The sequence below is a fragment of the Kitasatospora sp. NPDC005856 genome, assembly GCF_040629945.1.
GTDB lineage: Bacteria > Actinomycetota > Actinomycetes > Streptomycetales > Streptomycetaceae > Kitasatospora.
The window spans coordinates 25958-52273 of the sequence record NZ_JBEXWT010000024.1 but is presented as its reverse complement, the minus strand read 5'-3'; the positions used below and the strand labels follow the sequence as shown (position 1 = coordinate 52273).

The following is a 26316-nucleotide window of genomic DNA, read 5'->3' as shown; positions in this document are numbered from 1 at the left end:
CGCTCAGCGCTCCGGCGCCGCCGACCGGTCCGGGTCGCCCCTCAGCACCGAGATGACGCCCATCCCGGCGGCGCAGACCGGGACGGCGAGCAGGGCGCCGATGATGCCGGCGATGCCGGAGCCGGCCACCACGGCGACCATGATGGTGGCCGGGTGCAGCTCCACCGTGCGGCTCTGGATGACCGGCTGGAGGATGTTGCCCTCGATCATCTGCACCGCGAGCACCACGCCGAGCGCCCACAGCGCCGTGCCGACGCCGCCGTCCGCGAGGGCGACCAGGACGGCCGCCGTGCCGGACAGGAAGGCGCCGACGAAGGGGATGTAGGCGCCCATGAAGACCAGCGCGCCCAGCCCCGGCGCGCCCGGCACGCCGAGGGCGAGCAGGCCGATGGTGATGAAGCTCGCGTCGATCAGCGCGATCAGGGTGGTACCGCGCATGAACCCGGCCATCGCGTCGAAGGCCCGCTCGGCGCAGGCGATCACGGTGGTGGCGCTGCGCTCGGGCAGGTAGGAGCGGATGGCCTCACCGGTGCGGTGGCCGTCCCGGAGGAAGAAGAACACCAGCGCGAGCGCCAGCACCCCACCGGTGATCACCTGGGTGAGCAGACCGAGCCCGGAGAGCACGCCGTTGGTGAGGGTGGAGATCAGCGAGTTGGTCTCGCCCTTGGCGTTGCTCAGCGCGTGCTGGATCTTCTCCCCGAAGGGGCCCAGCCAGCCGGCCAGCCGCCGCCCGGCCTGCGGGAGCAGGACGGCGATCTGCGGGGCGCTGTGCACCAGGGAGTTGACCAGCAGGGAGATCACCCCGCCGACCGCGGCGACCAGCACCGTGCAGGTCAGCCCGGCGGCCAGGCCCCGCCCGACGCCCCGGCGCACCAGCCAGGGCACCACCGGGTAGAGCAGCGAGGTCCCGAGCAGCGCCAGCAGGAACGGCACGGTCGCGGCCCGCAGCTCGACCAGCGCGAAGACCACCAGCGAGGCGACGGCGATCAGCAGGATCACCGCCACCGACCAGGCCGCCGCCTGCCGCAGCCCGGGCGGCAGCATCAGGTACGGCCTGCGGTGGTCCGGCGGCCGCTCCTCGCCGGGCGCGCGCTCCACGGACACGGTCGCCTCCGCCGGGGGTTTCGACGATTCCGAACCGCCCCAGCTCAGCAGAGGTTCCGACGGGCCGCGCGGCGGACCGGCCGGGAGCACCCGAACGAGCTACCCGGGCCGGGCCGGCGGATCCTCGCGAGCCCGGCGGAGAGCCGCCGGACCGGCCCTAGAGGGCCTCGAACCGCACCGCGCCGTCCTCGCCCGCCCCCGCGAAGGCCAGGACCCGCCGCGCCTCGGCGTCGGCCGCCTGCCGGTCGGCCCGGCGCAGCGCGGCGAACGGGGCCACGCTCACCTCCCGCTCGTCGGTCAGCCGCCAGGTCCCGGCGACCAGCCCGTCCACCAGGAGCGTCCCGTGCACGATGCCGTTCTGGGTCATCACCCGGCCCCGGTGCTCCTCGGGCAGCACCCGGCTGCGGTCGGCGTGCGAGAGCAGCAGGTTGTCGAACGGGGCGACCAGCCGGACCGGCGCGGGGGTGTCCTCGTCGGGGCGGGGCGCCTCGGGCAGGTCGTACAGCTGCCGCCCCTGGTCGTCCCGGAAGGCCGCCAGGCGCGGCGCGAGCCGCCGCAGCACCGGGGCGAGACCGGCCAGGCCGCACCACTTGCGCAGGTCGGCCGCGGTGGCGGGGCCGAAGGCGGCGAGGTAGCGCAGCACCAGGTCGTCGAGGCCGGGTGACGGGTCGAGCGGACGGCCGAGCCAGGCCTCGGCGGTGGTGTGGGCGGCCGGTCCGCCGCGCCCCCACAGCCCGCGCGGCGGGACCTGCACCAGCGGCAGCCGGCAGCGGGCGGCCTGGGCGAGGGCGGCCGGGTCCCGGCCGGGGCGGCGCTCGGCGAGCAGCGCGCCGAGCTGCTGGAAGGTGCGCGGCCGCTCCTCGACCAGGTCGCGGGCCTCGGCGGCGAGCGCGTCCAGGTCCAGGCCGGTCAGCCGCTTCCCGTAGGTGGTGCGCAGCGCCTGCTCCAGCATCGGCTGGAGGAGCGGGCGCAGCGTCAGGCAGTCCTCGGCGGTGACGAGGTGGATGGTGCCGCGCTGGAGGGCGATCCGGACCACCGCGCGCTGCTCGATCAGCGTGCTCAGCTGCTCGGGCGTGAAGCCGTCGAGCCGGGCGAGCAGGCCCAGGTAGGGCGGCTGGGGCGCGGCCTGGGCCTGCAGTCCGCAGAGGTGGTGGATCAGGGCGGCGGGCGCCCGGTCGGTGCGGGCGAGCAGGTGCTGGCGGGCCAGCAGGGCTCGGCCGAGCGCCCGCCGGCCCAGGACCGGTTCGGTCACCGGCGGCCGTCCAGCACGGAGCGCAGCACGCCGATCCGGTTGGAGGTGATGGAGGCGACGCCGGTCTCGCGCACTCGGCGCATGGTGCGGCGCAGGTCGACGGTCCAGGTGGAGACGGCGAGCCCCTGGTCCGCGGCGGCGGCCGTGAACTCGGGGGTGACCAGGCCGAACGGCGGGTTGAGGTAGCGCGGGCGCAGGTCGTCCAGCAGGGCGCGCACGGGCATCCTGGGCTGCTTCCAGGTGAGCGCGATCTCGGCGTCCGGGCTCAGCTCGCGCACCGCGAGCATGGCGGCGGTCGGTCCGCAGAAGGCGACGGCGCGTTCGGCGCCGAGGCCGGTGACCACCGACCAGGTGGCCGCGGCCGGGCCGGCGTCGTCCAGGTCGATCAGCAGTCGGCGGCCGTCGACGGCGGCCACCGCCTTGAGCGCCTCGGCCAGCGTGGGGACGGCCAGCGGCCCCTGCCGCAGCTCCTCCAGCTGTTCGGCGGTGATCCGGTCGATCGCCCGCGGGTCCCCCCAGAGCCGCTCCAGGGTGCGGTCGTGCAGGAGCACGGGCACCCGGTCGCGGGTGAGCTGGACGTCCACCTCGACGGCGTCCGCCCCGGCGGCGAGCGCGGACTCGACGGAGGGCAGGGTGTTCTCGCGGTAGCGGTACGGGTCGCCGCGGTGGGCGACGGCGAGCGGCTTGGCGACGGCGTTCATCGGATCCTCTCGGCGAGCCAGGGGGTGAGGTCGTGGACGCCGATGCCCTCGCGGTGGCTCGGTTCCCCGGGGACGGTGACGATCAGCGTGGTGGACGGCGGGAAGGTGCGCGCCTTGACGTGCACCAGGTCGGACCACACGGCGTTCAGGAAACCGGGGACGCGGTCGCGGTCGACGTCGAAGGCGATGCCCTCGACGGTCACGGTGACCTCGTCGTGGGTGAACAGCCGGACGGTGACAGCGGGGCGGCCGTCGAACTCCAGCAGGGCCTCGTGCGGGACGGCGTCCAGCTCACCGTCCGGACCTCCCGGGCCGCCTGGAGCACCCGGGCCTCCCGGGCCGACCAGCCCGGCGAAGGTCCGGTCGCGGCCGATGTCGTGCTGGGCGCGGACGGTGCGGCCGTGCCGGTGGGCCACGGCCTCGATCGCGAGCACGGCACTCTGGGTGGTCGGCAGGTGCGGGGGTGGCATCCGGGCCTCTCGTTCGGTTCCGGGACTCGTGTACTCGTACGGTTCCAGCGACAGGCCTGGGAGGGCTAGCGTCGCTCGATCATCACATTGGTGGACTTGATGACCGCCGTGGCGGGTGCGCCGGGCACCAGGTTCAGCTCCTCCGCCGACTCCCGGCTGATCAGGGACACCACCCGGAACGGCCCGGCCTGGATCTCCACCTGCGCGGCCACGTCACCGAGCACCACATGGGTGACGATCCCCGGGAAGCGGTTGCGCGCCGAGGACGGCCGGCCCTCCGCCTCGGAGTTCTCCGGCCGGGCCAGCTCCCGGGCGAAGGCCGCGAGGTCGGCCCCCGGGATGATCCGGTGCCCGTTCTCGTCCCGCGCGGCGGCGACCCGCCCGGCGTCCACCCAGCGCCGCATGGTGTCGGCGCTGACGCCGAGCAGCGCCGCGGCCTCGCCGATGCGGTACGGGTTGGCCGGCACCTCGGGCTGGCCCATGAGCGTCTCCTGACGGTGGTTCGGGATCCGGGGCGGGTGCCCCGGCGCCATCCTGCCGTACGGCCGGCCCGGGTGATCACCCGAGGGCCGTCACGGCTCGCCGAAGAGGTCGCGCCGCGCCGCGTCCCCGGCGGTGAGCACCGCCCCGGCGAGCACCGCGCCACCGCCCGCCGTACCGGCCCGCACCTCGGTGCTCAGCGGGGAGAGCCGGGCCAGCCGCCGTTCGACCCGGCCGGCCAGCTCCGCGCCGCCGGCCCGGCCGATCTCGCCGCCGAGCACCACGCAGCCGGGGTCCAGCACCACGCAGACGCTCGCCGCGCCGATGGCGATCCGTTCGGCCAGCTCGTCCAGGAAGCCCTCGCCCGCCGCGCCGGCCGCCAGGGCGGCCCGGACGGCGGCCTCGGCGGCGGGGGCGTCCCCGGCCGGGTCGGCGGGCAGCCCGTGGGCACGGGCCAGCGCGCAGATCGCGGCGCTGCCGACCAGGCCGTGGAAGCCGCCCTCGCAGCTGTCGGCGCTGGGCAGGCCGACGGTGCCGGGAACGGGCAGGAAGCAGATCTCGCCGGTGCCGCCGGAGAAGCCCCGGCGCAGCCGCCCGTCCAGGATCACGGCGGCGCCGACGCTGTGGCCGAGCCACAGCAGCACGAAGGTGTCGCGGTCGCGCGCGGCGCCGACCCGGTACTCGGCCCGCCCGGCCAGGTTGACCTCGTTCTCCGGGATCACCTCGGTGCCGGGCAGCTCCCGCAGCGCGGCGAGGAGTTCGGCGTGCCAGGCGGGGAGGTTGCCGGTGCTCTGCAGCCGGCCGGTGGCCGGGTCGACCAGTCCGGGGGCGCCGACCGCGACGGTGTGCAGCCGTTCGACGCCGGCGCCTTGGGCGGTCTCCAGCAAGGTGGCGACGATCGTCCGGGCGGTGTCGGGCCCGCCGTCGCCCTCGACCGGGACCTCGGCGGTGGCCAGGCTGCGCCCGGCCAGGTCGGCGACGACCAGGCTGACGCCGCCGGCACGGACGTCGAAGGCGGCGAGGTGGGCCCGGGAGGCGACCAGCGCGTAGAGCCGGGCGTTGGGGCCGCGCCGCTGTTCGCCGCGCTCGCCGACGACGGCCACCAGGCCGGTGCGCTGGAGGCGCTCGAGCAGGTCGGCGACGGTCGGCCGGGACAGGCCGGTGAGGTCGCGCAGCTCGGTCGCGGTCAGGGGACCCTGTTCGAGCAGGAAGTTGAGCGCCAACCGGTCGTTGATCGCCCGGGCGGTACTCGGCGTGGCCGTACGCGCGGTGGTCATGGCAGCTCATCCTTCCAGAGGATTTCTATCAGGGTCCCTTCCTGATAATTTATCGAACGTCACAGGGCACTGTCGCGCCCCTCACCGCGCGACCGGGAGGGAACAACCCATGAGCGGGACCACCGCACCACCACCGCCGGAGCCGCTGACCGCACCACGGCGGGCCCGGAGGAGCATCGCGCTGGTCTTCGGCGTGCACGGGGCCGTCACCGGCAGCTTCGTCACCCGCATCCCCTGGATCCAGCACCACCTCGACCTCTCGGCCGGCCAGCTCGGCCTGGCCCTGGTCATGCCCGCCGTCGGCTCCTCCCTGGCCATGCCGCTGGCCGGCCGCTTCGTGCACCGCTACGGCGGCCGGGCCGCGGTGCGCGGGCTGATCTCGCTCTGGTGCCTGGCCCTCGCCCTGCCCGCGCTCGCCCCCTCGCTGCCGGCCCTGTGCGCGGCACTGCTGGTGTACGGCGCCACGGCCGGGATGGCGGACGTCGCGATGAACGCCCAGGGCGTGGAGATCGAGGAGCGGCTCGGCCGCTCGATCATGTCCGGCCTGCACGGGATGTGGAGCGTGGGCGGCCTGCTGGCCTCCCCCTTCGGCATCCTCGCCGCCCACCTGGACCTCGACGCCCGGATCCAGCTGGCCGTCACCGCGCTGATCCTGCTCGCGCTCGCCCAGCCCGTCTGCCGCGGCCTGCCCGACATCCGGGCGCACGAGGGCGCGGAGGAGCCGCCGCGCTTCGCGCTGCCACCGCGCAGCTCGCTGGTGATCGGGCTGGTCGGCTTCTGCGCGGTCTTCGCCGAGGGCGCCTCGATGGACTGGAGCGGCGTCTACCTGCGGGACGTCACCGGCGCCTCCGCCACCGTCGCCGCCGCCTCGTACACCGCCTTCTCCCTCACCATGGCGGTCAGCCGGCTCGCCGGGGACGCGGCGATCCGCCGCCTCGGCGCCGTCCGCGCCACCCGCATCAGCGGCGCCGTCGCCACCGCCGGCGGCCTGCTGGTGGTCGCCGCGGACAGCCCGGCGCTGGCCATCCCCGGCTTCGCCCTGATCGGCGTCGGCATCGCGGTGATCGTCCCGCTCGCCTTCGCCGCCGCCGGGCGGATCGGCACCAACCCCAGCCAGGCCATCGCGGGCGTCGCCACCGTCACCTACACCTCCGGCCTGATAGCCCCCGCGGTCATCGGCACCCTCGCCCAGGCCACCTCGCTGACCGTCTCCTTCGGCCTGGTCACCGCGCTCGCCTGCGCCCTGCTGCTGAGCGCCGGGGCACTGCGGCTGGCCGAACGGAATTCCCCCGGCGAAAACGTGACCGCAATGTCACCGGAAAAGCCTTCCGGAAAAGATCTCTCCGCGATATGATGGTGAATTCCCGAGGGAATTCCCCGCTAAGGTCTCGAACCGTCGGGCGCACACCGCGCCCGGCGGTTTTCGCGCTCTTCGTGCTTTCGTGATCCGCGAGAGGGACTTCCCGTGTGCTACGACCCGGACGCCGCCCCGCCCGCCTTCGGCCCCGCCCCCCGGCCCCTGGCCGAGGCCGCCCCGCTCACCCTGACCTCGGCCGACGGCACCCGGTTCGGCGCCTTCCTGGCCCGGCCGGAGATCGCCACCGGAGCCGGGGTGCTCGTCCTGCCGGACAACAAGGGCCTCTCCCCGTTCTACCGCCAGACCGCCGCCCGGCTCGCCGAGCAGGGCCATCCGGCCCTCGTCCTCGACTATTACGGCCGCACCGCCGGAGCCGTCCCGGAAAAGCGCCCGGCGGAATTCGGTGAAATGCCGAACCTGCTCCCCCACCTGCTCGCACTGACCTCCGAAGGGCTGGACGCCGACATCACCGCCGCGCTGGAGCGGCTGCGCGCCGTCGGGCCCGCCGAGGTGGTCGCGCTCGGCTTCTGCTTCGGCGGACGGCAGGCATTCCGCACCGCCGCACCGCGCTTCGGCCTGGCCGGCGCCGTCGGCTACTACGGCTACCCGGACACCCTCAACGGCGCCCCGGGGCCCACCCAACTCGCCGGGGAGCTGACCGCCCCGGTCCTCGCCTTCTGGGGCGGCGCCGACGAGCACATCCCGGCCGACACCGTCGAGGCCTTCGACGCGGCGCTCACCACGGCCGGCTGCCCGCACGAGTTCGTCCGTTACCCGGGCGCCCCGCACAACTTCTTCGAGCTCGCCGCCGGCGAACACGCCGACGCGGCCCGGGACTCGTGGCAGCGCCTGCTGGGATTCCTCGCCCGACCGAGCTGAACCCTCCCCCGGAGGCCGACCGATGCCCAGCGCGCGGACGCGGCCAGGGCGCGGGTTAGGCTCGGGCGGTGTTCGAGCCCGATGCCGTTCCCCCGCCGCCCGTCGTGCCGCAGGCGCCCGCCGCCGCACCGCGTTCCCCGTGGTGGCGGTTCGCGCTGCTGGTGGTGGTGCTCGCTGCGGCGGCCGGGTCGCTGCTGCTGTGGAGCCCGACCGAGCTGCTCTCCGGCGGGCTGGCGGACCGGATGCCGGGGTACTGGTTCGGCCCGCTGTTCGCACTGGTCTACGCGGTGGGGACGCTCGCCTTCGTCCCGCGGCCGGCGCTGAACGCGGTGGCCGGGCTGTTGCTCGGCATCCAGCAGGGCGTGCTGCTGGCGGTGCTCGGCACCACCGTGGGCGCGGCCCTGGCCTTCGGGCTCGGCCGGGGCCTCGGCCGCGAGGCGCTGCGCCCGTACCTGCGCGGCAAGGTGCTCGGGGCGCTGGACCGGCGGTTCACCGAACAGGGCTTCCGCAGCGTGCTGGTGCTGCGGCTGCTGCCCGGCATGCCGTTCCAGGCGGCCAACTACGGCGCCGCCTTCTCCGGGGTCCGCTTCCCGTCCTTCGTCCTGGCCACCGCGATCGGCGTGGTGCCGACCACCGCGGTGTACGTCACGGCGGCGGCCAGCGCGGACCGGCCGGGCTCGGCCGCCTTCCTGTTCTCGGCAGCGGTGATCGCCCTGCTGGTGCTGGGCAGCGTGGTGGGCCTCTGGAGGACGGCCCGCACCCGCCGCCGGGCGACGGCCGGCTGAGCCGCCCCGCGGGGCCGGGGAGCAGCACCGTTCGCGCCCGTCGCGCCGTCGTGCGGGGAGCAAAATCGTTCGCGCCCGCGCGCCGCCGGACGCCAGGATGGCGCGCATGACCGAACCGAACCAGCGGGTGGACCCGCCGATGACGGCCGACGAGGCCGCCACCCTGACCGCCTTCCTCGACTACCACCGCCGCACCCTCGCCCTCAAGTGCGAGGGTCTGACCGACGACCAGTTGCGACTGCGCTCCGTCCCGCCGTCCAACCTCTCGCTGCTGGGCCTGGTCCGGCACATGGCCGAGGTGGAGCGGTACTGGTTCCGGTCCGTCCTGCTCGGCGGGGACGTCTCCGGGCACTTCTGGACCGAGGAGAACGAGGACGCCGACTTCGACGACGTCGACACCGCCGACGTCGCGGCCGACTTCGCCACCTGGCGGGCCGAGGTCGAGGCCGCCCGCGGTGCCGCCGCCGGTCTGCCGCTGGACACCGTCGGCAAGAGGCCGCGCCGCGGCGAGCCGGTGACGCTCCGCTGGATCCTCACCCACATGGTCGAGGAGTACGCGCGACACAACGGCCACGCGGATCTTCTGCGCGAATTGATCGACGGTTCGACCGGCGAGTGACGAAACGGGTGACGCGGCGGGTGAAATCGTTTCCGCATTGTTGACAGAAGGTCAATTACGCCGTGACCGCGACCGATAAGGTCAACGCGCGCAACCGTACGGTGGCCGCGCCGCGTCACTGGATGTGCCCGGGTTCGCCCGGGTTTCCGGCGCGGCACGACTCGTACGGGGGTTGCGAGCGGGCACGGGACCGGTGAACAGTGCGATACTCGGACAGTTCCGACGAGTGGATGACGTGTCAAGAACGGCACGCGCCCCCGGGGGACCAGGACGGGACGAGGCAGGGAGGCGCGGCATGGGAGCACTTCGCGACGAGCACCACAACGGGTGGCTGATGCCCTCGGGGAACTACCCGGCCGCGGTGTACGACGACGAGTGGGTGGATCAGGAGACGGTTCCGGCCGTCCCCGCCCCCGCGAAGATCGTCTCCCTGCGGCCGACGGGCTTCGAGGCGGCCCGGACGGTCGGTGAGCACATCCGGGCGAGCATCCCGGTGGTCATGGACCTCACCGAGATGAACGAGGCCGAGGCCAAGCGCATGGTCGACTTCGCCTCCGGGCTGATCTTCGGCACCCGGGGCGGCATCGAGCGGATCGCCCGACGGGTCTTCCTGCTCACCCCGGCCGACGTCGAGGTCATGGTGATCGACCGTCCGATGGACGACACCGGCTTCTACAACCAGAGCTGAGGCCGCAGCCGGTCCGCCACCTCACGGCGGCCGGAGTCGGCGGGCACCCCGGACCGGGGACGGTACACCACCGTCCCCGGTTTTTTGCTGCCCATCCGCCGAGACTCCATGCCTCAGATGAGAGCCCGAACAAAAGAATGAGACATCCATGTCTCACATGAACTAAACTCGGCTCATGGCCACCGATCGCGACACCGTCCTGGAAGCCGCCGTCGGCGTGCTCTCCCGCCGCCCGACCGCCCACCTCGACGAGATCGCCCGCGCCGGCGGCATCAGCCGCGCCACGCTGCACCGGCTCTTCCCGGGGCGCGACGCGCTGATCCGCGAGATCGGCCTGCTCGGGCTGCGCCGCTTCGCCTCCGCGCTGGACACCGCCGAGGTCGAGCAGGGCGACGCCGAGGCCGCCCTGCGCCGCCTGGTGGACGCCTCCGTCCCGGACGCCGCGCTCTGCGCCTTCCTGGCCGGCGAGAACCAGCTCTACGAGAACGACGACATCAACGACCTCTGGGAGGTCCAGATCGCCCGGCTGCACGCGCTCTTCCTGCGCGGCCAGCAGCAGGGCGTGTTCCGCATCGAGCTGAGCGCCGCCTGGCTGAGCGAGGCCTTCTTCGACCTGGTGGCCGGCATCGGCTGGTCCATCCAGGACGGGCGGCTCGCCCCGCGCGACGCCGCCTTCTCGCTCGCCGAGCTGTTCCTCGGCGGCGCGCTGCGCAAACCGGACGCCGGCACCGCCGTTCCCGCCCCTCCCCCTGCCGACGGCACCGCCACCCACAGCACCACCACCCACAGCACCTCCGCCCACAGGCCGGATACCGATAAGCCATGAACACCCTGACCGCCCGCCAGCGCTGGACCGGCCTCGCCGTCCTCGTCCTGGCCGTGACCGTGGTCGCCCTGGACGCGACCGTCCTCTCCCTCGCCATCCCGTCGATCAGCGAGACGCTGAGCCCCAGCGGCACCCAGCTGCTCTGGATCGGCGACTCCTACTCCTTCGTGCTGGCCGGCCTGCTGGTCAGCATGGGCGCCCTGAGCGACCGGATCGGCCGCAAGAAGCTGCTGCTGGCCGGGTCCGCCGCCTTCGGCGCCGCCTCACTGCTGGCCGCCTACGCGCCGAGCGCCGGCTGGCTGATCCTGGCCCGCGCACTGCTCGGCGTGGCCGGGGCGACGATCATGCCCTCCACGCTCTCGCTGATCCGCAGCCTCTTCCCGGACGACCGGGAGCGGGCCACCGCGATCGGCATCTGGGGCGCGGCCGCCACCGCCGGCGCCGCCCTCGGGCCGGTGGTCGGCGGGGTGCTGCTGGAGCACTTCTGGTGGGGTTCGGTGTTCCTCCTGAACATCCCGGTGCTGATCCTGCTGCTGGTGTTCGGCGCCTGGCTGCTGCCGGAGTCCAAGGACCCGAAGCCGGGCCGCTGGGACGTGCTGAGCGTGCTGCTGTCGATGGCCGGTGTGATCGGCGTGGTGTACGCGATCAAGGAGGCCGCCGCGCACGGCGTGGACCGCTGGGACGTGCCGGCCGCCTTCGCGCTGGGCGCCGCCGCGCTGTTCGTCTTCGTCCGCCGCCAGCTGCGGCTGGAGACCCCGCTGCTCGACGTCCGGCTGTTCCGCGACCGACGGTTCACGGCGGCCGTCTCGGCCTCGCTGATCTCCCTGGTCGGGCTCTCCGGCGTGATCTTCGTGGTCTCGCAGTACCTCCAGCTGGTCCGCGGCTACCAGCCGCTCCAGGCGGGCCTGGCCGAGCTGCCGGCCTTCGCGGGCTCGGTGGCCGGCGGTCTGCTGACCGCTGTGATCGCCCGGCGCTTCGGCGCCCGCAAGGCGCTGACGGTCTGCCTGCTGGCGATGGGCCTGGGCGTGGGCGCACTGGGCTGGCTGTCGCAGGACACCACCTACCTGCTGCTGGCCGCCTCCTTCCTGCTGGTCGGGACGGCCGAGGGCGTGGTCTACACGCTCGGCGCCGACCTGGTGCTGCGGGCCGCCCCCGCCGACAAGGCCGGGGCCGCCTCGGCGGTCTCGGAGACGGCGTACGAGCTGGGCACCGCGCTCGGCATCGCGGTGGTGGGCTCGGTGGTCGGATCGATCTACGCGAACGGGCTGGCGGTCCCGGCCGGGACGGACCCGGCGGCGGCCGCCCGGGCCGGCGAATCGCTGGGCGCGGCCGTCGAGACGGCGCACGGCCTGTCGCCGGAGCTCGCCCAGCCACTGCTGGCGAGCGCCCGGGAGTCCTTCGTCCACGGCATGAACAGCGCCGGGCTGCTGGCCGCCGCGCTGCTGGTCGCCGCGGCCGTGATGGCCTGGCGGCTGCTGCGCGGGCTGTCCGGACCCACGGATGCCGCGAGCGGCGGTCCGCAGGACGCGGTCGAGGTACCGGCCGCGCAGCCGAGGGTCGACGCGTAGCCGCCGCGCGCGCAGGAGCAGTACCCGAGTACGGCCGTTTCCCCCGGGGAACGGCCGTACTCGTCCGCGGAACGGCCGTTCCCTACGAGGCCCCGAAGGGCAGCTCCAGCTCCGCCCAGACCACCTTGCCGTCCCGCGTCAGCCGGCTGCCCCAGCGCTGGGCCAGCTCGCTGACCAGGAACATCCCGCGTCCGCCCTCGTCCTGCTCGGCGAAGGGGCGCAGCTGGGGGGTCTGGCCACCGGCGTCGGAGACCTCCACGGTGAGCACCCGGTCGCGGAACAGCCGCAGCCGGCGCGGGGCGTCGGCGTGCAGCAGGGCGTTCGTGACCAGCTCGCTGACCAGCAGCTCGGCGTAGTCGGTGAGCGCCGACAGGCCCCAAGCCTCCAGGGTGGCGCGGGTGAAACGGCGGGCCTTGCCCGGCACCCGGCCGCCTCCGGACAGCGGGAGGGTGGCGATCCGGTCGGCGGGCAGCGGCAGCACCCGGGCCATGATCATCGCGATGTCGTCCTCGGTGCCGTCGGTGACCAGCGCCCCGAGGACGGCGTCGCAGCTCTCCTCCAGGGTCCGGCCGGGGCCGGACAGGGTGCGGGCGAGCAGGTCGATCCCCGCGTCCAGGTCCTCGCCGCGCCGCTCGACCAGGCCGTCGGTGTAGAGCGCGACCATGCCGCCCTCGGGGATGGTGAACTCGATCGACTCGAAGGCCACCCCGCCGACGCCCAGCGGCACCCCGGGCGGCACGTCCACCCGGGCGGCGGTGCCGTCGGGGGCGACCCGGACCGGCGGCAGGTGCCCGGCCGAGGCGATCTGGACGGTGTGCTCCAGCGGGTCGTACACCGCGCAGATGCAGGTGGCGAACTGGCCCTCGCCGATTCCCGTGGCGGTTTCGTCCAGCCGGGTGAGGACCTGCTCGGGCGGCATGTCGAGGGTGGCGAGGGTCCGGGCGACGGTGCGCAGCTGGCCCATCGTGGCGGCGGCCCGGATGCCGTGGCCCATCACGTCGCCGACCACCAGCGCGACCCGGCCGCAGGACAGCGGCACCACGTCGAACCAGTCGCCGCCGACCTCGCTGACCACGCTGCTGGGCAGGTAGCGGTAGGCGATCTCCAGGCCGAGGGTGCGGTGCACCTCCTGCGGCAGCAGACTGCGCTGGAGGGTGAGCGCGGTCTCCCGCTCGCGGCGGTAGAGCCGGGCGTTGTCGAGCGCCAGCGCGGTGCGGGCGACGAGTTCCTCGGCGAGGGCGACGTCGGCGGCGGTGAACGGCTCGGGGTTGCGCATCCGGATGAACTCGGAGCCGCCCAGCACCATGCCCCGGGCGGTGATCGGCACCATCAGGTACGAGTGGATGCCCGCCGCCATCCCGGGGGCCACCCGGTCCTCGCTGGAGACCAGTCCGCGCAGCACCTCCTCGTCCACGTGGGCGCGCAGCAGCGGCTTCCCGCTGCGCAGGCACTGGGTGTAGCTGCGGTCGGGGGCGTACTCGGAGGTCTCGCCGACCACGTCCACGGCGTGCACGAGACCGCTCTCGTAGGACTCCCCGACGGCGACGGCGCGCAGCGTGACGTTCCGGTCGGAGGGGATCGGGGTGGGCTCGGCGCCGCGCAGCACCGGCTCCAGCAGGTCGACGGTGGCGAAGTCGGCGAACCGGGGGACGACGGCCTCGATCAGCTCCTCGGCGGTGCGCTGGAGGTCGAGGGTGGTGCCGATCCGGGCGGTGGCCTCGGCGATGGTGGTGAGCCGTTCCTGGGCGCGGGCGGCGCGGGCCTCGGCCTGGAAGCGCTCGGTGACGTCGATGATCGAGGAGCAGACCCCGAAGATCCGGCCGGTGGAGTCCTCCAGCCGGAAGTAGGAGGCGGACCAGGCGTGGTCCCGCTTGGGGTCGCCGGGGACCCTTCCGTGCGAGCGGGCGTCCACCACGGGTTTGCCGGTCTTCAGCACCTGGCGCATGATCTGCTCGATCTCGGTGCTGTTGATGCCGGGCAGGACGGCGGATATCCGGCGGCCGAGGTGGGCGGCGACCGGCACCCCGTTCATCCGGGCCAGCGCCTCGTTGATCCGGATGTAGCGCAGCTCGGTGTCGTAGACGGCCATGCCGATCGGCGAGCGGGCGAAGATGCCGTCCAGCACCGCGAGGTCGGCCTCCACGGCGTGCAGGGCGCGGGTGTCGGAGGCGGTGGCGAGCAGCAGCAGGGTGCCGCCCGGGCCGGCGATCGGGTAGGTGCGGAACTCCAGGTCGATCTTGTGGCCGTCGCGGTGACGCACCGGGAAGACGCCGGACCAGCCGCTGCCGCTCATGATCCGCTGGAAGAGGTCGAGCACCTCGGAGCGGTCGGACTCGTCGGTGAGCAGCTGGGCGGCGTAGCTGCCGACGGCCTCCTCCGAGGAGTAGCCGAGCAGGGCCTCGGCGTCCTCGCTCCAGTGCAGGATCAGTCCGTCGTCCTGGAGCAGCGCCGTCGCGAGCGGGACGAGCCGGTGGCCTTCGGGGTGCGCGCCCTCGGGACGTCCGGGGTTACCGCCCGGTGCCAGGTCGGCGTCGGTCGCGTCCCACTCGTGTCCGTGCATGATCAGGCAGCACCCCGGTTCGGCTCGTGCCCGGCCGGGTGGGCCTCGCGGTCCGTGCCGGCCGGGGTTCTTCTCCAGACTGCACGGACATCGGCCGCCCGGCGACCCCTTGGTCAGGGGGCGTCCGGCCGCTCCGGTTGTACGGGCGTCATGGGCGTACCGGCCGCAGCGTACTCTCCAGAACGCCCGCCCACTGCCGGATCACTCCGGAACGTCGGTGGCTGTCGTCGGTGAGCAGGTTGGCGAGGCCCAGTCCGCGGGCGAGGTCCAGCGTGGCCTGCACGGATTCGCGCACCCCGGGGCGGCTCTCGTCGGCGTCGAGGAACTCCACGGCGGCCCGGTGGGCCTCCCGGCCGACGTGGCCCTCCAGGGCGATGATCCGTTCACGCAGCGCCTCCTCGGTGGCGGCGGCGGTCCACAGGTGCAGGGCGGCGCGGAACAGCGGGCCGGTGTAGAGGCGCACGATCATGTCGACCACGGCCCGGGTGCGGTCCGGTCCGGCGGCCGGCAGTTCGTCCGCGTGGGCGCGGACGGCTGCCAGCCGCTCGGCGGTGACGTGCTCGACGGCCGCGGTGAAGAGGTCCTCGCGGGTCGGGAAGTGGTGCTGGGCCGCGCCCCGGGAGACGCCGGCCCGCTCGGCGACGACGGTGACGGTGGAGCCGTGCCAGCCGAGCTCGGCCAGGCATTCCACGGCCGCCGCGAGCAGCCGGGCCCTGGTGGCTCGGCTGCGGTCCTGCTGCGGGGTGCGGGCGGCGGGGTGGCTGGTCATGGCGGCGGGCGGTTCCTGTTCGGATCGGGGCGCGGCGGGTCCCGGTCGGGGCGCGGCAGGAAGATCCTCACAGACGGGCGCCGGTCTTCGGCCGCCGGGGCGGCCCCGGCGGGTCAGCGGACGGCGGCGCGCCCGGCCTCGCGGGCACGCAGTTCGCGGCGGAGGATCTTGCCGGCCGCGGACTTGGGGACGGCGTCCACGAACTCCACCGCGCGGACCTTCTTGTACGGGGCGACCTGCCCGGCGACGTACCCGGTGACCTCCTCCTCGGTGAGGGCGCTGCCCGGGGCGCGGACCACGAAGGCCTTGGGGCACTCGGTGCCCTCGGCGTCCGGGATCCCGATGACGGCTGCGTCGGTGATCTGCGGGTGGCCGAGCAGGACGGCCTCCAGTTCGGCAGGGGCGACCTGGTAGCCCTTGTACTTGATCAGTTCCTTGACCCGGTCGACGATGTGCAGGTAGCCGCGCTCGTCCACGAAGCCGACGTCGCCGGTGTGCAGCCAGCCCTCGGCGTCGACCACCGCGGCGGTCTCGGAGGGGCGGCCGAGGTAGCCCTTCATCACCTGCGGACCGCGGATGAGCAGCTCGCCGCGTTCGCCGGGGCCGAGGTCGGCGTCGGAGCCGTCCAGGGCGGAGATCCGCAGCTCGGTGGAGGGGACCATCCGGCCCACCGAGCCGGGCGGGGGGTCGCCCTCGCGGGGGGAGACGACGTGGGTGACCGGGGAGAGCTCGGTCATGCCGTAGCCCTGGAGCAGGTGCGGCAGGCCCAGGCGGCGGGCGCAGGCGTCGGCGAGTTCGTGGTCCAGCGGGGCGGCGGCGCACAGCAGGTACTCGACGGAGGAGAGGTCGTAGCGGTCCACGATCGGGTGCCGGGCCAGCGCGAGGGCGATCGGCGGGGCCACCACCAGGGCCTGCACCCGGTGCTCCTGGACGGTGCGGCAGAACTGCTCCAGGTCGAAGCGGGGCAGCACGACCACGGTGGCGCCGCAGCGCAGCGGCTGGTTGAGCAGCGCGGCCTGGCCGTAGATGTGGAAGAACGGCAGGACGGCGAGCACCCGTTCGCCCTCGGCGGGGCGGTAGAGGGCGTCGCACTGGGCGAGGTTGGTGGCGATCGAGCGGTGGGTGAGCATCACGCCCTTGGGCAGGCCGGTGGTGCCGCTGGAGTACGGCAGCACGGCGATGTCCTCGCCCGGGTCGACGGGGACGTCGGGGGCGGGGCCGGTGGTGGCCAGCAGGTCGGCGAGCGAGCGGTGGCCCTCGGCGCCGTCCAGGACGAGGATCTCGGCCAGCGGGCGGCCCTGTCCGGCGAGGAGTTCGGCGGCCGCACGGGCGGTCGACAGGAAGGCGGAGACGGTGACCAGCCAGCGGGCGCCGCTGTCGCTCAGCTGGCCGGCCAGGTCGGTGGGCGTGGCGAAGGAGGAGACCGTGGTGACGGTGGCGCCGGCCCTGGTCGCGCCGAAGTAGGCCATCGGGTAGGCGGTCGAGTTGGGGCTGAAGAGGGCGACGACGTCACGGTGGCGCACGCCTGTCTCGGCCAGCCCGGCGGCCACCCGCTCGACGGCGGCGGCGAGTTGGGCGTAGCTGATGGTCTCGCCGGTGACGCCGTCGATCAGGGCCGGGCGGTCGCCGTGCCGCGCCGCGGCGCCGAGCACCGCCTCGTGGATCGGCAGGTCAACCGTGGAGACGTCGGGGAACTCGCTTCGGAATACCAAGATGAGCCTCCAGTAAGGAAGTTGACGTAGCAACAAAACCGGCGAGCAGTTCCGTGCGGGGCGCGTTCAGGAGCATACGGACAGTCGGGGGTCTGGCTCGGCCATTGTGGGTAACCCGCGATGGCCCGTACGTGGCGCGGCTGCTCCCAGGGTCACCCGACCGGACGATCGACCGGCAGCCGCGCCCACCGACGGCGCGACCGCACCGGCCGGGGCGATCGCGATCACCGACGGCACCGCTGCGACGGGTGTGTCCTGCCTTCCGGACGGGCACGACAAACTCGAATGGACGTTCCCGGGGCGGGACATCACGGCGGAGCAGGGACTTCGAGGCCTCCTGCGGCGCGCCCGTCGGCGGCGCCCTCGTGGTCGGCCGCGCCGAACGGCCGCGGCGGCCCGGCGGGGTTCCACCCGCCCGGACCGCCGCGCCCCGCGACACGTGCCGCGCCGGGCCGCGTCCGGCCGCCCCGCGACGGCGGGTACGACCGCCGTGCCGGCCACCAGGACCGGGCCGCCGTTTTCGCACACCCGAGCGCGGACGCGTTCATCAGTACGACTTCGGTAGTCCGAGGGTGTGCTGCGCCACGTAGTTGAGCACCATCTCCCGGCTGACCGGTGCGACCCGGCCGACCCGAGTCGCGGCCAGCAGCGCGCCCAGCCCGTACTCCTGGGTCAGCCCGTTGCCGCCGAGGGTCTGCACCGCCTGGTCGACGGTCCGGGCGGCGGCCTCGCCGGCCGCGTACTTGGCCATGTTGGCGGCCTCCCCGGCGGCGAGGTCCTCGCCCGCGTCGTAGAGCAGTCCGGCCTTCTGGGTCATCAGCCGGGCCAGCTCGATCTCCACCGCGCACTGGGCCAGCGGGTGGGCCAGGCCCTGGTGGGCGCCGATCGGGGTGGACCACACGGTGCGGGTCTTCGCGTACTCGACCGCCTTGCCGAGCGCCTGGCGGGCGAGGCCGAGCGAGAAGGCCGCAGTGAGGATCCGCTCGGGGTTGAGGCCCGCGAACAGCTGGAGCAGTCCCGCGTTCTCGTCGCCGACCAGGGCGTCCGCGGGCAGCCGGACGTCGTCCAGGAAGACCTGGAACTGCTTCTCCGGGGCGACGAGCTCCATCGGTATCGGCCGGAACTCGAAGCCGGGGGTCTCGCGCGGGACGACGAACAGGCAGGGCTTGAGCTTACCGGTGCGCGCGTCCTCGGTTCGGGCGACGAACAGCACCGCGTCGCAGTGGTCGATGCCGGAGACGAAGACCTTGCGGCCGGTCAGCAGCCAGTCCTCGCCGTCCCGGCGGGCCACGGTGGAGATCCGGTGCGCGTTGGAGCCGGCGTCCGGTTCGGTGATGCCGAAGGCCATCCTGCGGCTGCCGTCGGCCAGGCCGGGCAGCCAGCGGCGCTTCTGCTCCTCGGTGCCGTAGCGGGCGATCACGGTGCCGCAGATCGCCGGGGAGACGATGAGCAGCAGCAACGGGCAGCCGGCGGTGCCGAGTTCCTCCAGGACGATGGCGAGGTCGGTGATGCCGCCGCCCCCGCCGCCGTACTCCGCGGGCAGGTTGACGCCGAGGTAGCCGGCCTTGCCGGCCTCCGCCCACAGTTCGTCGGCGGGTTCGCCGGCCCGGGCCTTGGCGAGGTAGTAGGAGGAGCCGTAGCGGCGGCCGAGGTCGCCGACGGCCCGGCGCAGGGCCTGGCGCTCGGGGGTCTCCAGGAGCTGACTGCCGATGGTGGACATGCGGGTCCTTCCTCAGGCTTCGATGGGCTGGACGACGGCCAGCAGGGTGCCGGTTTCGACCTGCCGGCCGGGGGTGGCGCGCAGTTCGACGAGGGTGCCGTCGGACGGGGCGGCGACGCGGTGCTCCATCTTCATCGCCTCCAGCACCAGCAGCGACTGGCCGGCGGTGACGGTGTCCCCGACGGCGGCGACGACCCGGACGACGGTGCCGGGCATCGGGGCGAGCAGGGCGCCGGGGTCGGTGCGGACGGTGGGGTCGGGGAAGCGCGGCAGGGCGGTGAGCGCGGTACTGCCGGCCGGGGTGTCGACGTACACCCGGTCGCCGTGGCGGGCGACGCGGTAGGTGCGCCGCAGCCCGTCCTCGGACAGCACCACCCGGTCCGGCGCGGCCTCGACGAGCTTGACGCCCGGCTGGTCCTCGGCCAGCAGGCCGATGCGGGTGAACTCGTAGCGGACGGCCGACTCGGTGCCGTCCTCGGCCCGGTAGCGCTTGAGCTGCGGCTGGGAGGGCAGGTTGCGCCAGCCGGAGGGCAGGGCGCCGCGGCGGCCCGCGGCGTCGGCGAGGGCCGCGGCCAGGGCGGCGCGCTCCACGTCCTTGGTGTCCCGGGCGGTGAGTTCGGCCGTGTGCTCGGCCAGGAAGCCGGTGTGCAGGTCCGCGGCCAGGAAGGCCGGGTGGCGCAGTGCGCGCACCAGCAGGTCCCGGTTGGTGGCCGGGCCGTGGACGCGGGCGCGGGCGAGCGCGTCGGCGAGCCGGCGGGCGGCGGCCGCACGCGTGGGCGCCCAGGCGATCACCTTGGCGAGCATCGCGTCGTAGTGCGGGGTGATCTCGCCGCCGGCCTCCACGCCGGAGTCCAGCCGCAGTCCGGTGCCCCGGCCGGTGTGGCCGCCCTGGCCGGTGTGGCCGCCCTGGCCGGTGTGGCCGCCCTGGCCGGTGAACTCCTGGTGCGGGAGCGTGAGTTCGAGCCGGTGCAGGGTTCCGGTCGCGGGCTGCCAGTCCTTCGCCGGGTCCTCGGCGTAGAGCCGGGCCTCGATCGCGTGGCCGGCCGGGGCCGGCGGCTCGGGCGGCAGCGACTCCCCCTCGGCGACGGCGAGCTGCAGCGCCACCAGGTCCAGGCCGGTGACGGCCTCGGTGACCGGGTGTTCGACCTGAAGACGGGTGTTCATCTCCAGGAAGAAGAAGCGGCCGTCCTCGGCGAGCAGGAACTCGGCGGTGCCGGCGCCCGTGTAGCCGATCGCCCTGGCCGCGTCGCGGGCCGCCGCGTGCAGTTCGGCGCGCACCTCGTCGGGCAGGCCGGGGGCCGGGGCCTCCTCGATCACCTTCTGGTGGCGGCGCTGCAGCGAGCAGTCGCGGTCGCCGACCGCCCAGACGGTGCCGTGGGTGTCGGCCAGCAGCTGGACCTCGACGTGCCGACCGGTGGGCAGGTAGCGCTCGCAGAACACCTCGTCCGAGCCGAAGGCCTTGGCCGCCTCGGCCCGGGCGGCCGCCAGCTCGCCGGGGAGCTCCGCCAGGCTCCGGACGACCCGCATGCCGCGCCCGCCACCGCCCGCCGCGGCCTTGACCAGCAGCGGCAGGTCGGCCTCGGTGGGCTCGGCGAGCGCGCCGAGCACCGGAACCCCGGCCTCGGCCATCAGGCGCTTGGCGGCGGTCTTGGAGCCCATCGCGGCGATCGCGGCCGGCGGCGGGCCGACCCAGAGCAGGCCCGCGTCCAGCACGGCCTGCGCGAACTCCGCGCTCTCGGAGAGGAATCCGTAGCCGGGGTGGACGGCGTCGGCCCCGGCGGCGAGCGCGGCCCGGACGATCAGGTCGGCGCGCAGGTAGGTGTCGGCGGGCGCGGCGCCGGGCAACCGGACGGCCGCGTCGGCCTCGCGCACGTGCGGGGCGCCGGCGTCCGGGTCGGAGTGGACGGCGGTGGTCGCGATGCCGAGCTCCCGGCAGGTGTGGAACACCCGGCGGGCGATCTCGCCCCGGTTGGCGACCAGCAGGTTGGTGATCATTGTCTCGGGAGTCCTTTGCAGCGGAGGTCCTTCACACCGGGGCCCTTGCAGGGGCGGCCTCTGCACGCGCGGCCCTTGCTCGGGCAGCCTTCGCAGGGGCGACCTCTGCGAGCGCGGCCCTTGCTCGGGCAGCCTTTGCAGGGGCGGCCTTCACAGCCGGAAGACGCCGTAGCCCTGCGCGCCCTCGACCGGCGCGTTGTGGATCGCGGACAGGCACAGGCCGAGCACCGTACGGGTGTCGCGCGGGTCGATCACGCCGTCGTCGTAGAGCCTGCCGGAGAGGAACACCGGCAGCGACTCGGCCTCGATCTGCTGCTCGACCATCGCCCGGATGGCCGCGTCCGCGTCCTCGTCGTACGGCTGCCCCTTCGCCGCGGCGGACTGCCGGGCGACGATCGACAGCACTCCGGCGAGCTGCTGCGGCCCCATCACCGCGGACTTGGCGCTCGGCCAGCTGAACAGGAATCGCGGCTCGAAGGCCCGGCCGCACATGCCGTAGTGGCCGGCCCCGTAGGAGGCGCCCATCAGGACGGACAGGTGCGGGACCTTGGAGTTGGCGACCGCGTTGATCATCATCGCGCCGTGCTTGATGATGCCGCCCTGCTCGTAGTCCTTGCCGACCATGTAGCCGGTGGTGTTGTGCAGGAAGATCAGCGGGGTGTCGCGCTGATTGGCCAACTGGATGAACTGGGCGGCCTTCTGGGACTCCTGGCTGAACAGCACACCCTGGGCGTTCGCCAGGATGCCGACCGGGTAGCCGTGGAGGCGGGCCCAGCCGGTGGCCAGGCTGGTGCCGTAGAGCGGCTTGAACTCGTCGAAGTCGGAGCCGTCGACGATCCGGGCGATCACCTCGCGCGGATCGAAGGGCACCTTGAGGTCGCCGGGGACGATGCCGAGCAGCTCCTCCTCGTCGTACCTGGGCGGCTCGGCGAACCGATCCGGGTCGGGGCCGGGCTTGCGGTGGTCGAGCCGGGCGACGATCCGGCGGGCGATCCGCAGCGCGTCCACCTCGTCCACCGCGAAGTGGTCGGCCAGCCCGGAGACGCGGGCGTGCATCTCGGCGCCGCCCAGCGACTCGTCGTCGGCCTCCTCACCGGTGGCCATCTTCACCAGCGGCGGGCCGCCGAGGAACACCTTGGCGCGCTCCTTGACCAGCACCGTGTGGTCGGACATGCCCGGCACGTAGGCGCCGCCGGCCGTCGAGTTGCCGAACACCACGGCCACGGTGGGGATTCCGGCGGCGGACAGCCGGGTGAGGTCACGGAAGAGGGCGCCGCCGGGGATGAAGACCTCCTTCTGGCTGGGCAGGTCGGCGCCGCCGGACTCCACCAGGTTGACCAGCGGGAGGCGGTTGTTCAGCGCGATCTCGTTGGCCCGCAGGGCCTTTCGGAGGGTCCAGGGGTTGCTGGCGCCGCCGCGCACCGTCGGGTCGTTGGCGGTGATCACGCACTCCACGCCCTCGATCGTGCCGATGCCGGTGACCAGCGCCGCGCCCACCGGGTAGTCGCTCCCCCAGGCGGCCAGCGGGGACAGCTCCAGGAAGGGGGAGTCCGGGTCGACCAGCAGCTCGATCCGCTCGCGGGCCAGCAGCTTGCCGCGCTCGTGGTGGCGCTCCACGTACTTGGGACCGCCGCCCTCCAGTGCCTTGGCGTACTCGGCGTCGAGTTCGGCGAGCCTGACGACCATCGCGGCGCGGTGCTCGGCGTGATCGGGCCCGGCCGGGTCGACACGGGTGGTCAGGACGGTCACAGCGCGGCCTCCGGGGTGTCCAGGAGCGTGGTCGGGATGTCGAGGTGGCGGGAGCGCAGCCACTCCCCGAGGGCCTTGGCCTGCGGGTCGAAGCGGTGCCGGGCGGCGACGCCCTCGCCGAGCAGGCCGGTGAGGGTGAAGTTGACGGCGCGCAGGTTCGGCAGCACATGCCGGGTGACGGGCAACTCGGCGGTCTCGGGCAGGAGTTCGCGCAGCCGATCGACGGTGAGGGCGTGCGCCAGCCAGCGCCAGCCGTCCTCGGTGCGGGCCCAGACGCCGAGGTTGGCGTCCCCGCCCTTGTCGCCGCTGCGGGCGCCGGCCACCAGCCCGAGCGGGGCCCGCCGGGTGGGCCCGGCCGGCAGCGGTTCGGGCAGCTCGCCCTCCACCGGGCGGGCCCGGGCGGTGACGGGCGCCGGCGGTACGGCGATCCGGCGGCCGTCCGGCAGGACGGCGGTGTGCTCGACGGCCTTCGCGTCGACGTGCGCGGCGCTGAACACGCCGTACGGCGCGCCCGGTCCGGGCGGGGCGGTGAGGTGGAAACCGGGGTACCCGGCGAGCCCCAGTTCGACGGCGGCCTTGCCGAGTCCGCGTCCGACCTTGGCCGGGTCCGGGTCGCGGGCGGCCAGCCGCAGCAGGGCGGAGGCGGCCTCCTCGGTCGGGGCGTCCGGCTGGTCGGTGCGGGCCAGGGTCCAGCGCATTTCGGCGGGGCCGGCTCCGGGCGGCAGGGCGTCGGCGAACTGCCGCCGCACCAGGTCGGCCTTGGCCTCGATGTCCAGGCCGGTGAGGACGAACACCACCTCGTTGAGGTGGCCGCCGAGCCGGTTGAGGCCCGCCTTCAGGGTGGGCGGCGGTGCCTCGCCGCGCACGCCGTCGATCCGGACCCGGTCCGGGCCCTCCTCGGTGAGCCGCACGGTGTCCAGCCGGGCCGTGACGTCAGGGCCGAGGTAGTGCGATCCGCCGGTCTCGTAGAGGAGTTGGGCGGTGACGGTGCCCGTGGTGACGGCGCCGCCGGTGCCCGGATGCTTGGTGATCACACTGGAGCCGTCGGCGCGCAGCTCCGCGAGCGGGAAGCCGGGCCGGGTGACGTCGTGCTCCCGGAAGAAGGCGTAGTTGCCGCCGGTCGCCTGGGCGCCGCACTCCAGGACGTGCCCGGCCACCACGGCGCCGGCCAGGGCGTCCAGGTCCTCGTGGGTCCAGCCGAAATGGGCGATCCCGGGGCCGACGACCAGCGCCGCGTCCGTCACCCGGCCGGTCACCACCACGTCCGCGCCGGCCGCCAGGCAGGCGGCGACACCGAACCCGCCGAGATAGGCGTTGGCCGCCAACAGCCCGTCCGGCAGGCCGAGTTCGTCCCGACGCGACAGCAGGTCGTCGCCCTCGACGTGGGCAACGGCCGCCTCGATCCCGAGCCTGCCCGCCAGCGCTCGCAGCTCCTCGGCGAGCCGGGCCGGATTGAGGCCGCCCGCGTTGACCACGATCTTCACGTCGCGCTCCCGGGCCAGCCCGAGGCACTCCTCCATCTGGCGCAGGAACGTCCGGGCGTAGCCCAGCGACGGATCCTTCAGCCGGTCCCGGGCGAGGATCAGCATGGTCAGCTCCGCCAGGTAGTCCCCGGTGAGCACGTCCAGCGGCCCACCGGTGAGCATCTCCCGCACCGCCTCGAAGCGGTCCCCGTAGAACCCCGAAGCATTGCCGATCCGCAGTACCGTGCCGTCGCGCACCAAGGCGCCTCCCCTGCCGGTGAGTTGGGCGCACCCACGAACGGGCGCCACCGGGCAGCAGCGTGGCACCGTCGGCAGAAAAAAGCAATCATGCTTGCTTGTTTCCCTGGAGATCCGCTCACGCCGCCGGCCCGGGAACCAGGTGTGGACGGAACCGGTTGCTGGCGGTTGGAGCCGATGGCCGGCGGCCGCCCGGCCCGGCGGTGGCGGTTCCCACCGGGCGTCAGTCGGTGCCGTCGTGGGTGGTGGTGAAGCGGCTGCGGTACTCGGTCGGCGTGGTGCCCAGGTGGCGGGCGAAGGCGCGGCGCAGGGTCTCGTCGCTGCCCAGGCCGCTGTGCTGGGCGGCGGCGGTCACGCTGTGGCCGTCGAGGAGCAGCTGCCGGGCGCGGTCGAGGCGGACGCTCTCCACCCAGCGGGCCGGGGTGGTGTGCAGCTCGGCCTGGAAGAGCCGGGTGAGGTGGCGGGTGCTGACGGCGGCGCCGGCGGCCATCGCGGGCAGGCTGTGGTCGGCGGCGGGATCGGCGAGGACGGCGTCGGTGAGGGTGCGCAGCAGCTCGCTGCGGGCGGGCGGCGTGGCCAGGGCGGCCGAGAACTGCGACTGGCCGCCGGGGCGCTGCATGAAGACGACCAGCTCGCGGGCGATGGCGCGGGCGGCCTCGGCTCCGTGGTCGTGCTCGACCAGGGCGAGGGCGAGGTCGATGCCCGCGCTGATGCCGGCGCTGGTGTGGTAGCGGCCGTCCTGGACGTGCAGGGCGTCGGGCTCGACCCGCACCCGGGGGTGGCGGAGCGCGAGGGCGGGGGCGTGGCGCCAGTGGGTGGTGGCCCGGCGGCCGTCGAGCAGTCCGAGCGCGGCGAGCACGAAGGCGCCGCTGCACACCGAGGCGACCCGCCGCGACCGCACGGCGAGGCTGCCCGCTGCGGCGAGCAGCGGCTCGGCGGGGCCTTCGGAGACCAGGAGGTCGGCTCCGGCGACGATCACGGTGTCCAGGAGTCCCCCGGTGTCCTGCGGCGCGGCGGTGCCCGCCAGGGAGACGCCGTTGGAGGCGGTGACGGTGCCGCCACCCGGGGAGACCAGGACGGACTCGTACGGGTGGCCGAGCCGGCCGGCCTGGTGGAAGACCTCCAGCGGACCACTGGCGTCGAGCAGTGTCACTCCGTCGAAGACGAGGAAGGCGACCCGGCGCCTCATGTCTGAATCCGAGGTGTACGTGTCTGTACGGACATGGTGACAGCCTAACGCCGTGGGCGAAGGTGGAGGAGTCAGTCGAACGGCTGCGAAAGCGGAGGAAACCATGACGAACGTGACGACGGCAACGATCGCGGGTGTGCGCATCCCGGCCAGCGCCCTGGCCCGCGAGGCGACGGAGCTGGTGCGGGACACGGCCTCGCCGCTGCTGTTCGACCACTCGCGCCGGGTGTTCCTGTTCGGGGCGCTGCGCGGAGCCGAGCAGGGGCTGGCGTTCGATCCGGAGCTGCTGTACGTGGGCGCGATGTTCCACGACCTCGGCCTCACCGAGCGCTTCGCCCGTACCGACCAGCGCTTCGAAATCGACGGCGCCGACGAGGCCCGCCGCTTCCTGGAGTCCCACGGCATCGCCGGCGAGCCGGCGCAGCGGGTCTGGACGGCGATCGCCCTGCACACCACCCCGGAGATCCCGCTGCACATGGCTCCCGAGATCGCCCTCGTCACCCGGGGCGTGGAACTGGACGTGCTGGGCATCGGCTACCACGCCGTCACCGAGGAGCAGCGCGCCGCCGTGGTCGCCGCCCACCCGCGACCCGACTTCAAGAACCGCATCCTGGCCGCGTTCACCGACGGGATCAGGAACCGCCCGGACACCACCTTCGGCAACGTCAAGGCGGACGTGCTCGCCCACTTCGTACCGGGCTTCGAGCGTGGCGACTTCGTGGAGGTGATCCTCGGGTCCGACTGGGCCGAGTGAGCCGGGTCGAAGCCCCAGGAGGGGCGGCCCGAAGGCCCGGCCGCGCCACCGCGGCGGCCCGATCCCCTCACGCGGGCAGGGGCCCCGTACCGATCCACGGATCCGGTACGGGGCCCCTGCCCGTTCGCGTCTTTCGGGGGG

22 protein-coding genes are annotated in these 26316 nt (G+C 74.3%); 8 read left to right on the top strand and 14 right to left on the bottom strand.

Annotation, left to right across the window (positions count from 1 at the left end):
• Positions 1 to 3: 3 nt before the first annotated feature.
• From ABZ449_RS17000 to ABZ449_RS16975, 6 genes are all read right to left on the bottom strand, one after another.
• Positions 4 to 1104, bottom strand: a complete 1101-nt coding sequence (locus tag ABZ449_RS17000; RefSeq protein WP_360346265.1) for an AI-2E family transporter — start codon at positions 1102 to 1104, stop codon at positions 4 to 6.
• 157 nt (positions 1105 to 1261) lie between these two features.
• Positions 1262 to 2356, bottom strand: coding sequence for a winged helix DNA-binding domain-containing protein (locus ABZ449_RS16995; RefSeq protein ID WP_360346263.1), 1095 nt, complete (start codon positions 2354 to 2356; stop codon positions 1262 to 1264).
• Positions 2353 to 3057 (bottom strand): glycerophosphodiester phosphodiesterase, encoded by a 705-nt coding sequence (locus ABZ449_RS16990; RefSeq protein ID WP_360346261.1) that lies wholly within the window; start codon positions 3055 to 3057, stop codon positions 2353 to 2355. Before ABZ449_RS16990 ends, ABZ449_RS16995 begins: the two co-directional genes overlap by 4 nt.
• The gene (locus tag ABZ449_RS16985; protein ID WP_360346259.1) at positions 3054 to 3527 is read right to left on the bottom strand and encodes a hypothetical protein; all 474 of its coding nucleotides are present in this window, start codon (positions 3525 to 3527) and stop codon (positions 3054 to 3056) included. The genes ABZ449_RS16990 and ABZ449_RS16985 overlap by 4 nt, the downstream gene beginning before the upstream one ends.
• Before the next feature lie 65 nt (positions 3528 to 3592).
• Entirely contained in the window at positions 3593 to 4009 is a 417-nt protein-coding gene (locus tag ABZ449_RS16980) for a TOBE domain-containing protein (protein WP_360346257.1), read from the bottom strand.
• A gap of 90 nt (positions 4010 to 4099) precedes the next feature.
• Complete coding sequence (locus ABZ449_RS16975) at positions 4100 to 5284, bottom strand: ROK family transcriptional regulator (protein ID WP_360346255.1); 1185 nt, start codon at positions 5282 to 5284, stop codon at positions 4100 to 4102.
• Positions 5285 to 5393: 109 nt separating this feature from the next.
• Here ABZ449_RS16975 and ABZ449_RS16970 point away from each other — a divergent pair, with 109 nt between their 5' ends.
• The 7 genes from ABZ449_RS16970 to ABZ449_RS16940 all read left to right on the top strand — a co-directional run bounded on the left by ABZ449_RS16970 (position 5394) and on the right by ABZ449_RS16940 (position 12006).
• Complete coding sequence (locus ABZ449_RS16970; RefSeq protein WP_360346253.1) at positions 5394 to 6638, top strand: MFS transporter; 1245 nt, start codon at positions 5394 to 5396, stop codon at positions 6636 to 6638.
• 111 nt (positions 6639 to 6749) lie between these two features.
• Positions 6750 to 7520, top strand: a complete 771-nt coding sequence (locus ABZ449_RS16965) for a dienelactone hydrolase family protein (protein WP_360346251.1) — start codon at positions 6750 to 6752, stop codon at positions 7518 to 7520.
• 68 nt (positions 7521 to 7588) lie between these two features.
• Positions 7589 to 8305: a VTT domain-containing protein gene (locus ABZ449_RS16960; protein WP_360346249.1), complete on the top strand. Its 717-nt coding sequence runs from the start codon at positions 7589 to 7591 to the stop codon at positions 8303 to 8305.
• 106 nt (positions 8306 to 8411) lie between these two features.
• Positions 8412 to 8924: a DinB family protein gene (locus ABZ449_RS16955; protein ID WP_360346247.1), complete on the top strand. Its 513-nt coding sequence runs from the start codon at positions 8412 to 8414 to the stop codon at positions 8922 to 8924.
• 295 nt (positions 8925 to 9219) lie between these two features.
• Complete coding sequence (locus ABZ449_RS16950; protein WP_360346245.1) at positions 9220 to 9612, top strand: cell division protein SepF; 393 nt, start codon at positions 9220 to 9222, stop codon at positions 9610 to 9612.
• A gap of 175 nt (positions 9613 to 9787) precedes the next feature.
• Positions 9788 to 10438, top strand: a complete 651-nt coding sequence (locus tag ABZ449_RS16945; RefSeq protein WP_360346243.1) for a TetR/AcrR family transcriptional regulator — start codon at positions 9788 to 9790, stop codon at positions 10436 to 10438.
• The gene (locus tag ABZ449_RS16940) at positions 10435 to 12006 is read left to right on the top strand and encodes an MFS transporter (RefSeq protein ID WP_360346241.1); all 1572 of its coding nucleotides are present in this window, start codon (positions 10435 to 10437) and stop codon (positions 12004 to 12006) included. The genes ABZ449_RS16945 and ABZ449_RS16940 overlap by 4 nt, the downstream gene beginning before the upstream one ends.
• Before the next feature lie 82 nt (positions 12007 to 12088).
• Here ABZ449_RS16940 and ABZ449_RS16935 read toward each other — a convergent pair whose 3' ends face one another.
• The 8 genes from ABZ449_RS16935 to ABZ449_RS16900 form a co-directional block, all read right to left on the bottom strand.
• Positions 12089 to 14566, bottom strand: a complete 2478-nt coding sequence (locus ABZ449_RS16935; RefSeq protein ID WP_360346239.1) for a SpoIIE family protein phosphatase — start codon at positions 14564 to 14566, stop codon at positions 12089 to 12091.
• Positions 14567 to 14714: 148 nt separating this feature from the next.
• Entirely contained in the window at positions 14715 to 15335 is a 621-nt protein-coding gene (locus ABZ449_RS16930; protein ID WP_360346237.1) for a TetR/AcrR family transcriptional regulator, read from the bottom strand.
• Between the two features lie 113 nt (positions 15336 to 15448).
• The gene (locus tag ABZ449_RS16925) at positions 15449 to 17047 is read right to left on the bottom strand and encodes a 4-coumarate--CoA ligase family protein (protein WP_360346235.1); all 1599 of its coding nucleotides are present in this window, start codon (positions 17045 to 17047) and stop codon (positions 15449 to 15451) included.
• A 547-nt stretch (positions 17048 to 17594) separates the two neighbouring features.
• Positions 17595 to 18767 carry an acyl-CoA dehydrogenase gene (locus ABZ449_RS16920; RefSeq protein ID WP_360346233.1) on the bottom strand — a complete coding sequence of 391 codons (1173 nt, stop codon included), beginning with the start codon at positions 18765 to 18767 and terminating at the stop codon, positions 17595 to 17597.
• A 12-nt stretch (positions 18768 to 18779) separates the two neighbouring features.
• Positions 18780 to 20762 carry a biotin carboxylase N-terminal domain-containing protein gene (locus ABZ449_RS16915; RefSeq protein WP_360346231.1) on the bottom strand — a complete coding sequence of 661 codons (1983 nt, stop codon included), beginning with the start codon at positions 20760 to 20762 and terminating at the stop codon, positions 18780 to 18782.
• A gap of 150 nt (positions 20763 to 20912) precedes the next feature.
• Complete coding sequence (locus ABZ449_RS16910) at positions 20913 to 22511, bottom strand: carboxyl transferase domain-containing protein (RefSeq protein ID WP_360346229.1); 1599 nt, start codon at positions 22509 to 22511, stop codon at positions 20913 to 20915.
• Positions 22508 to 24232 (bottom strand): acyclic terpene utilization AtuA family protein, encoded by a 1725-nt coding sequence (locus ABZ449_RS16905; protein ID WP_360346227.1) that lies wholly within the window; start codon positions 24230 to 24232, stop codon positions 22508 to 22510. Before ABZ449_RS16905 ends, ABZ449_RS16910 begins: the two co-directional genes overlap by 4 nt.
• Before the next feature lie 223 nt (positions 24233 to 24455).
• The gene (locus ABZ449_RS16900) at positions 24456 to 25421 is read right to left on the bottom strand and encodes a helix-turn-helix domain-containing protein (RefSeq protein WP_360346225.1); all 966 of its coding nucleotides are present in this window, start codon (positions 25419 to 25421) and stop codon (positions 24456 to 24458) included.
• 103 nt (positions 25422 to 25524) lie between these two features.
• Here ABZ449_RS16900 and ABZ449_RS16895 point away from each other — a divergent pair, with 103 nt between their 5' ends.
• Positions 25525 to 26175 carry an HD domain-containing protein gene (locus ABZ449_RS16895; RefSeq protein WP_360346223.1) on the top strand — a complete coding sequence of 217 codons (651 nt, stop codon included), beginning with the start codon at positions 25525 to 25527 and terminating at the stop codon, positions 26173 to 26175.
• Positions 26176 to 26316 lie beyond the last annotated feature (141 nt).